12 protein-coding genes are annotated in these 7,761 nt (G+C 41.4%); 7 read left to right on the top strand and 5 right to left on the bottom strand.

All coding sequences use genetic code 11. The features are described 5' to 3' along the window. The first annotated feature begins 392 nt into the window (after nt 1-392). From R8O70_RS24570 to R8O70_RS24550, 6 genes are all read left to right on the top strand, one after another. Entirely contained in the window at nt 393-734 is a 342-nt protein-coding gene (locus tag R8O70_RS24570) for a MobC family plasmid mobilization relaxosome protein (protein WP_025607773.1), read from the top strand. 687 nt (nt 735-1,421) lie between these two features. Further along, nucleotides 1,422-1,889: an MbeB family mobilization protein gene (locus tag R8O70_RS26520; RefSeq protein ID WP_203506492.1), complete on the top strand. Its 468-nt coding sequence runs from the start codon at nt 1,422-1,424 to the stop codon at nt 1,887-1,889. Beyond that, the gene (locus R8O70_RS26515; protein ID WP_169567099.1) at nt 1,890-2,123 is read left to right on the top strand and encodes an MbeD/MobD family mobilization/exclusion protein; all 234 of its coding nucleotides are present in this window, start codon (nt 1,890-1,892) and stop codon (nt 2,121-2,123) included. Nucleotides 2,124-2,184: 61 nt separating this feature from the next. Beyond that, entirely contained in the window at nt 2,185-2,577 is a 393-nt protein-coding gene (locus R8O70_RS24560; protein WP_224723981.1) for a type II toxin-antitoxin system RelE/ParE family toxin, read from the top strand. Continuing rightward, complete coding sequence (nadS, locus tag R8O70_RS24555; RefSeq protein WP_029946694.1) at nt 2,567-2,854, top strand: NadS family protein; 288 nt, start codon at nt 2,567-2,569, stop codon at nt 2,852-2,854. Before R8O70_RS24560 ends, nadS begins: the two co-directional genes overlap by 11 nt. Before the next feature lie 16 nt (nt 2,855-2,870). Beyond that, nucleotides 2,871-3,041 carry a hypothetical protein gene (locus R8O70_RS24550; RefSeq protein ID WP_005398424.1) on the top strand — a complete coding sequence of 57 codons (171 nt, stop codon included), beginning with the start codon at nt 2,871-2,873 and terminating at the stop codon, nt 3,039-3,041. A 234-nt stretch (nt 3,042-3,275) separates the two neighbouring features. On the opposite strand, the gene R8O70_RS24545 is transcribed toward R8O70_RS24550, so the two are convergent. Further along, nucleotides 3,276-3,491, bottom strand: a complete 216-nt coding sequence (locus R8O70_RS24545) for a hypothetical protein (protein ID WP_031819061.1) — start codon at nt 3,489-3,491, stop codon at nt 3,276-3,278. Nucleotides 3,492-3,649: 158 nt separating this feature from the next. Here R8O70_RS24545 and R8O70_RS24540 point away from each other — a divergent pair, with 158 nt between their 5' ends. After that, entirely contained in the window at nt 3,650-3,898 is a 249-nt protein-coding gene (locus tag R8O70_RS24540; protein WP_005398517.1) for a hypothetical protein, read from the top strand. Nucleotides 3,899-4,617: 719 nt separating this feature from the next. Here the strand turns inward: R8O70_RS24540 and R8O70_RS24535 are convergent. The 4 genes from R8O70_RS24535 to R8O70_RS24520 form a co-directional block, all read right to left on the bottom strand. Then, the gene (locus tag R8O70_RS24535; protein ID WP_169661753.1) at nt 4,618-5,175 is read right to left on the bottom strand and encodes a recombinase family protein; all 558 of its coding nucleotides are present in this window, start codon (nt 5,173-5,175) and stop codon (nt 4,618-4,620) included. A 313-nt stretch (nt 5,176-5,488) separates the two neighbouring features. Further along, nucleotides 5,489-6,064, bottom strand: a complete 576-nt coding sequence (locus tag R8O70_RS24530) for an inovirus-type Gp2 protein (RefSeq protein WP_318184403.1) — start codon at nt 6,062-6,064, stop codon at nt 5,489-5,491. 463 nt (nt 6,065-6,527) lie between these two features. Further along, entirely contained in the window at nt 6,528-6,995 is a 468-nt protein-coding gene (locus R8O70_RS24525; RefSeq protein ID WP_318184402.1) for a hypothetical protein, read from the bottom strand. 3 nt (nt 6,996-6,998) lie between these two features. Beyond that, entirely contained in the window at nt 6,999-7,199 is a 201-nt protein-coding gene (locus R8O70_RS24520; RefSeq protein ID WP_318184401.1) for a hypothetical protein, read from the bottom strand. Nucleotides 7,200-7,761: the final 562 nt, after the last annotated feature.

The following is a 7,761-nucleotide window of genomic DNA, read 5'->3' as shown; positions in this document are numbered from 1 at the left end:
ATAATTGATTAGTGTTGTGAGACTGGAATGGGGGCGTAAAGCCTTACTCACAGCGCAGGGCAGCCCGAAAGGGAAGAGACTTACCCAATCTGAAAGCGACCAAAAAGATACCCAAATCACTCATAAATTTGAGTTGAAAAGGGTAGGGGTCGGCGCAGCCGAAAGGGTGGTTTGCGCTAGCTTGGCTAGCCTCCTCTTTGCTCTTACTGTCATTGTTTGATACTTCATGATTTCCCTTATTTGCATTTCTTTATCTTACTTTCTATCTTTTGTTAAGCACATAAGCAAGGCTACACAAAGACCCCTCCACTTCGTTACGTTGTCATTGTGCCTTGTAAGGGACGCTACGCTCCCTTAACCCTAGTTAAAAGCACTCAAACTAAAGAATTGCCATGACTGAAAAGAAGAAAGTAATACGAGAAAAGTCCATCAAGATCAGAGTCACTGAGACTGAACTTCAAGCTCTGAAAGATCGGTGTGATGGTGCGGAATTAGCTCCTTGGGTGAGAGAGACTTGTCTTGGGGAACGGACTCTTAAAAGAGCCAATGTTCCTAAAGTAGACCCCGCATTATTGCGCCAGTTATCTGGACTTGGAAATAACTTGAATCAGATCACTAGAGTAGTGAATACCCAGAATTATGATGTCGTGAATGTGGTTCAAGTATTGGCTCAACTTTCAGCAATCGAGCGTCAGCTTGGGCAAATAATGGCACAGTATGAGATCTCAGTATGATTGTTCAGTTCGCTCGTAGAGGTAAGGGCGTTGGGAGTGGCCCTGTTGATTATCTCTTAGGGAAAGATAGAAATCGGGAGAGGGCGACACTCAATCAAGGCGATCCTGATTTAGTTCAATCACTCATTGATTCGAGTCCTTACGCCAAAAAGTACACATCGGGCTTTCTTTGTTTTGCTGAAACGGACTTATCACAAGAGATTAAAGATCGCCTCATGGCTGATTTTGAAAAGGCTTTGTTACCAGGCTTAGACAAAGACCAATACTCCATTCTTTGGGTAGAGCATCTTGATAAAGGGCGGTTAGAGCTGAATTTTGTTATTCCAAATATTGAGCTTCATTCTGGCAAGCGACTTCAACCTTACTACCACTTTGCAGACAATCCTCGTATCGATGCGTGGCGCACCATTAAGAATCTTGAACTAGGGCTTCATGACCCAGATGACCCTGCTAATCAGCAAGGCTTGGTGAGTGCTAAAGACACTCCATCCGATGCAAAAGAGATTCAGCAACTTCTTACCGATGGTCTACTTAATCTTGCTCAATCAGGCGCGATCCGTAGTCGAAAAGGGGTAATTGGTGCGCTTGAAAGCAAAGGATTTGAGATTGCCAGAGTGACAGCTAAAAGCATCAGCATTAAGAATCCCGAAAGTGGGAAACGAAACATAAGATTAAAAGGTTTGTTGTATGAGCAAGATTTTGAATATGGCGAGGGACTTCAATTCGCAATCGAAGAAGCAAGCCAACGCTATCGAGCAAACGCTAAAGAAAGACTTCGAGAGGCACGAACAACGTATTCAAGATGCGTTGAAATCAAGCGAGCAGAAAATCATAAACGACATCCAAGAGCAGCAATCACGTTTGAATCTCTTGGTGATGAAAACATGGATTTGGTTGCCAGTGACCCTGTTATTTTTGGTGATCGTCAGTTACGGGATCGCTTGGTATCAAGGGCAGACGATATTAGACAATCAGAAAAAGATAGCCCGCCAAAAAGCGATCCTAGAGCAGTTCCAGAACAAGACTTGGGGGCTTTCTCTGTACGAGAGCCAGAAAGGGGAACGTTTTATTGTGATACCAGAGGGTTACTCGATTCTGGAGGGGTGGACAATGAACGATGGCAAGAACGAGCTGATCAAGTTGGAGAGGAAATAAATGACCGAGCTAGAGAAACAACTTTTGCACGCCTTCGAGGTTTTAGAGAGGCAGCACAAGGAGCAGCACAGCGAGTTCGTGAAGCTCTACAAGGATTTAGAGAAAAGATTCGAGCAGAGCAGCGAGGAGAACCAACGCTTACAGAGCAGTGTGAGCAGCTTGACCATGCAAGTAAACAACTTGACGCAGCAGCTCCAGTCGTTGGAAAAGCAATACAGCAAGAGCAGTCGTTAGCACGACAAAATCGCAGAGGTCGAGGTTTCGGATTTAATCGTTAATACATTTGAAAATACGCTTGCCAGGAGTACAATGTACTCCTATTCTTTTGGGAGAGGATCGGGTTATTAGCTACGCATTAGAGTTTATTGAAACGCCATTGTTTGAATCTCAGCGAAAAGAGATGCTCACGGATGAAGAGTTTCGAGCGTTGCAGTCAGACATCATCAAAAACCCAGAAATGGGATCGTTGATTGTCGGAACGGGAGGGCTAAGAAAAGTTCGCCTTGCTGGAGAATCGACAGGTAAGAGTGGTGGTTATCGAACGATTTACTTACTGATCCAACCTGATGTTGTCTATTTGGTGTTGCTGTACAAGAAAGGGAGAAAGGACTCTTTAACTCAGAAAGAGAAGAATCTCCTTAAAGAAGTGTCGAGGTCGATTAAGAGAGAGTATGACAATGAGCAATAGTATTTTTGATGAACTTTATACATCGATGAAGCAAGCCGAAGCGATTGCAAAAGGAGAGCAGACTCCTGCGAATGTCACTCGTTATGAGATTGCCGATGTTAAAGCGATCCGAGCACAACTGGATGTCAGCCAAAAAGAGTTGGCACAAGCGATGGATGTGAGTATTGATACCGTGAAAAGTTGGGAGCAAGGACGGAGAAATCCGACAGGTTTAGCAAGCAAAGTCCTAACTCTACTCTCTAAAGAGCCAGAGCTTTATGCGAAGTTTTCAGTTTAAAGATTAAGAGGTGTCTATGAGTGCAGCTGTTACTTTTGAGCAATTCTGTCAGCGTTACGAGTACGATCCGAGAAGTTCGTTATCTCGATTTGAATATGAGAAGTACAAAGAGAAGAAGTACAAAGAGAACTTAGAGATAGCTAACGAGCTGATCACCAAAGATGCCATCGATAAGATGAAAACATAGAAAAAACGCCCTTAGAGGGCGTTTTTTGTTTCAATCGAACTGCGAACTTTTTGTCCTGTAAATCGCTCTGAAAGCGTCACAAACTTACAGCCCGATTTCTGGCTAATTAGGTAAGGATAAGTGCTTAAAAACGCTCCAGGAGCGTTTTGAGAACGTCAGATTGGCGTTTTGAGATGCTAAGTCGGCTATTTAACGTAATAGGAATAATAATCACCACCACAACGTTATGTTGCTTTAAATTATGAGCTTCTTTGCTTCGATTTGAAGCCATTCAAATGTGTTTTTGGGCTCTCCATGCATTTCCATTTGATGCCAAAGTTTTTCAAATGACAAAATAGTGACTTGTAGAGCAACTTCTTCATTTCCAATTTCCATTGTTAAATTTTCGAGAAGTTTAATCGTATGAGCATCTACTAAAGTGTCGTATTTTTTTATTTTACACAAAGCCATAACGCAATACTCACAAAGTGTTGATATGCATGTAACTTTATAATAGTGCTCAATTGCGTATATAGTGGTTTTTTTTGGCCTAAGTCTATTAAGAACGTTCAATTGCTCACACAAACCTAGTCTTAAATATGATGTGTATGAGATAAATGGGATAAAGCGTGAAACTAAAAATTTATTTTAAAACATCGAATAACAAAGGCTTTGAAATCGCATCATATCAAGAACATTACGAGACAATTGTTGCTCAATGGCTTTCGTTAGGTCGTACACTAGAATCGAGTTCTTTTTTCCTTGTGCTGTACGATGATGATGGTAAGTGTGTAGATGCCAAATATCTTTCAAAAAATAATTTTAGTCGATTGCTGATAGAGTGGGACTGCTTTGGTTTAAAAGAAAGTAATGAGTAATTTAACGTAACACTCGTTGTGCGAACTGAACGATAGAACGCAAAAGGTTGCCCAAACCGGCGACCTTTTTTACATCTGGCAGATACGAAAAACGCCTCCCAATGGGAGGCGTTTTTCTTGAGGACGTTCATTACCTTAGAAAAGGATCGTTGAGATCCCAGCTCTTTGGTTGTAATCTCAATCCCCAGATGTGACAAAACCGACCCTGCAAGGTCGGCTTTGATCGGAATACTTACCGGTTTGACGGCCTGTGTAAGTCCTTTCATGATAGCCCATATCGTTTAAGCACTTCAAGTATTCCTGCACTCTGTTTGGACTCAAGATGTTTTGGACAGAGCGATGCGCATCAGCCACCGACCAAGGGAAGTTCCAAAGGTGGCAGGTAAAGGCACTAATCAAAACTTGCGAAAGCACGATAAAACCGCTCTCTTGTAGCTGCTAGAGGGAGAACTGCGGAAAAGGAATAATTGATTAGTGTTGTGAGACTGGAATGGGGGCGTAAAGCCTTACTCACAGCGCAGGGCAGCCCGAAAGGGAAGAAACTTACCCAATCTGAAAGCGACCAAAAAGATACCCAAATCACTCATAAATTTGAGTCGAAATGGGTAGGGGTCGGCGCAGCCGAAAGGGTTGTTTCTGTTCCTATCTCACTGGTGCGAGAGCCACTGAACCTGAATTTTCAGCCATCGGTTTTCAATATCGTCAGAATGGCAAAATATTTACAGTGGGTCATCTTGTTTAAGTTGTTTAACGATTCGCTGTACAGACGATAGACTGATATTGAGTTGAGCAGCAATTTTACGTTGACTGATGTCATCAGCCAGGAGTTGTGCAACTTCGGATTTGAGTCTCATTGCTGTTGTACGCCCCTTGTACGTGCCTTTTGCTTTTGCCTTGGCAATGCCCTCCAATTGTCTTTCTTTGCGTATTGCTGTTTCAAACTGATAAACACTGGCTAACATGTTGAGCAGTAGCTCATTCATTGGATTAGTTTTATCAGCAGTGAACGTTAGGTTTTCTTTGATGAAATGAACAGAACAGCCATTGCTTGTGATTTTCTTGATTAAATCGTGCATGTCACTGATTGAACGTGCAAGGCGGTCAATAGACCAGACGTGAATCTCGTCACCACTACGAATTGAACGTAGCATTTCCTGTAATGCTGGTCGGTCGGTGTTGGTTCCGGTGGCCTTGTCGGTGTAGGTCTTGTCGGCTTCGATATCCTGGCGGTCTGTGTTTTGGTCTAAACTGCTAACTCGAATGTAAGCTATTTTCATCTTGTGAACTTCAATCTGTGGGAATGAATATATTGTATTCTCATTATGGTGTATTCACAAGTCTAAGACCCTAGATTTGATAGTTGTTTGTGAGTTGTGAGGGTAATGGTTACGTTAGTTTTGTATTCATTTATTAGTGTATTCACAGGGTAAACTTATGAATACAGTGTATTTAATAGTTATTATTTTTAGGGGATTGAGTACTGTAATTTGTTGATATTGTTGCATTAGCATGTGCTAATTAATTTATTTTTGTATATGCATGAATCGAGAGTGCAGTTTGTTAAGTAAATGGCCTTAACTGTGTATCAAATCAGCCAAGGCATTTTTTGTAGTGGTCATTGGCGTTCTGCTCATCTTTGGCGAGATACGATATCCAATGTACCCACCCGGCAGGGCAGTGGTGTTTATTCTTCTGGATGTTGTATAAGTAAGCTTCTTTGCTGGTGGTGTTCAAGTGACTTGTATTTTTTGTCAGTAACGTTGAGTAATGAGGCTGTCCCGATGTGGCGAATGCGTTATCACTATCTGATTTGTAGCTAGGAACGAGATTAATTATGCCTTTCTCGTTGGTGATATCACCCCACCAGTCACAAATCGTTTTGTATAAATTAGCCTTGAGATTAAAGCCGGTTACTTGCTTAGAGTCGAAGTAATAAACTGTATGGATGTGTAAACCTTTATCTTCCGAGAATTCAACTTTCCAATTTCGTTTAAGACTGATTTTCTTACGTAGTCTGTCGTTGAGTTTCTGATATGCAGTGAGAAGATCCGGAATATCTAGTACGGCCTGCTCTTCACTTGTCATGCTTGCTGGTAATGAAAAATCTAATCTAATTGCTCTGATCACTTCCCACTCTGCTAGAGCGTCATTAAAAGTCTTAATCAATTTATCCATATGCTGCTGGACTAAAACTTTAGAGCGGTTTACCGAGTAATCCAGGTAAGAGGATCTTTTATTTATGTATTTATGCCTGATAACGATATGTCCCTATGTAAGTGTAGGTATAGAATAGATTGTATCCGTTCCGGTTTTTGCCTAAATCAGCCCTGAAAATTACATGAGAAAACAAGCCTGCGGAGCCTTATGTATCAATGGTTATTAGAAATGTAATAGGCAATGAAAAACTGTCAGAATAACCAGAAGAATTTATTCCGAGATAGGTACGTGGCCTTAATGTATAAATTTGCCCACACGCTTACATTAACATAGAAGATATAGTGATGCAAGTCATATATTTGCATTTTTCTCTAGGGTGCTCGCTGAGGGCGTTTCTGGGCTGTTTTAGTGCTGGGTAATGAATGGTATTGGTTGGTGCTTTAAAGTGGCTATACGGGCTTTTCAGTTCGTTCTATGGCTGTTGATGGTTCACTTTCAGCATTGATAACAACGATTGTTTGAACTCTCGCTCTTTTTTTTCTGCTTCAGAAATTGCCTGGGCTTTTTCCTTGTCTAACAAACTTTGAATTTGCTCTTCAATCCATCGTTGCTGTTTGGCTTCAATATCGGCTTGGTAATCAACTCGTACTTTGTCTAATGATTCCGCTAATTTCTGTTTCGCTTTTGCTGGTGGTAACTCATAAACAATGCTGATACCAGCACCAGCCAATCTGTATTTGTCGGATACTATCACGTATTTTTGCTTCAACTTCTCTGGTACATCGTTGAGAAAATGATAGATAGAAGAATAAAACTCTTTGAAGTATTTTCCTTCACGTTCATGCAGCATCTTGGTTGATGCTTCGAGAGTATCTAATCGCTCTTGGTCAAACTTGATTGGACAACGTTCGTTTAATTCGTTGATAATTTCTTGATTCATAATTTAAATTTCCTTTTGTTGGTATTTTGAGTGGTAATGTTGTATCGACCTGATAGAAAGATTTCGGGCCAGTCTGTGCTCTATGATTTCTTTAACGGTGAACCCTGCCAATACAGCTTCAATGCAGAGGATAACGTCAGTCAGACGTTGATTTTTGGCGCAGTAGGTGGCGCAGGCGAGCTTATAGCTGTCTGTAAATTCCATAGATATTCCTGATTTTTCTGAAAAACAATAAAGATAAAACGGAGAATTATTAGTGAAGTGGTGTGCGGAGTAGAACAACCCCATAGCTATAGTATATCGCAAATGAGAATAATTCTCAACTAGGCTGCACTATGAGATTTGTATGGTGATGTTGTTAGATGAGAAAAGGATAGTTGAGTTCAAACGCTTTTAGCATTAATCTCTTTTTCAGATGTGAAAAAACCGACTTTGGCGAGTCGGTTTATTTCGGAATACTTACAAGATTTCAGCCCTTGGTAAGTTCTTTCATGATAGCCATATCGTTTAAGCACTTCAAGTATTCCTGCACCTGTTTTGGATTCAAGATGTTTTGGAACAGGCGATGCGCATCAGCCACCGATCAAGGGAAGTTCCATAGGTGGCAGGTAAAGGCACTAATCAAAACTTGCGAAAGCACGATAAAACCGCTCTCTTGTAGCTGCTAGAGGGAGAACTGCGGAAAAGGAATAATTGATTAGTGTTGTGAGACTGGAATGGGGGCGTAAAGCCTTACTCACAGCGCAGGGCAGCCCGAAAGGGAAGA

Origin of the sequence: Vibrio sp. 779(2023) (genome assembly GCF_033344285.1) — a bacterium.
Classification (GTDB): Bacteria; Pseudomonadota; Gammaproteobacteria; order Enterobacterales; family Vibrionaceae; genus Vibrio; species Vibrio alginolyticus.
Note: the sequence above shows the minus strand (reverse complement) of the source record. Positions and strands in the feature narration are given on the sequence as shown.

Coding starts and splice junctions, on each gene's coding strand:
- R8O70_RS24520 (WP_318184401.1), bottom strand. CDS start 7,199: ATGGAATTTACAGACAGCTATAAGCTCGCCTGCGCCACCTACTGCGCC.
- R8O70_RS24550 (WP_005398424.1), top strand. CDS start 2,871: ATGAGTGCAGCTGTTACTTTTGAGCAATTCTGTCAGCGTTACGAGTAC.
- R8O70_RS24525 (WP_318184402.1), bottom strand. CDS start 6,995: ATGAATCAAGAAATTATCAACGAATTAAACGAACGTTGTCCAATCAAG.
- R8O70_RS26515 (WP_169567099.1), top strand. CDS start 1,890: ATGACCGAGCTAGAGAAACAACTTTTGCACGCCTTCGAGGTTTTAGAG.
- R8O70_RS24535 (WP_169661753.1), bottom strand. CDS start 5,175: ATGAAAATAGCTTACATTCGAGTTAGCAGTTTAGACCAAAACACAGAC.
- R8O70_RS24545 (WP_031819061.1), bottom strand. CDS start 3,491: ATGGCTTTGTGTAAAATAAAAAAATACGACACTTTAGTAGATGCTCAT.
- nadS (WP_029946694.1), top strand. CDS start 2,567: ATGAGCAATAGTATTTTTGATGAACTTTATACATCGATGAAGCAAGCC.
- R8O70_RS24570 (WP_025607773.1), top strand. CDS start 393: ATGACTGAAAAGAAGAAAGTAATACGAGAAAAGTCCATCAAGATCAGA.
- R8O70_RS26520 (WP_203506492.1), top strand. CDS start 1,422: ATGAGCAAGATTTTGAATATGGCGAGGGACTTCAATTCGCAATCGAAG.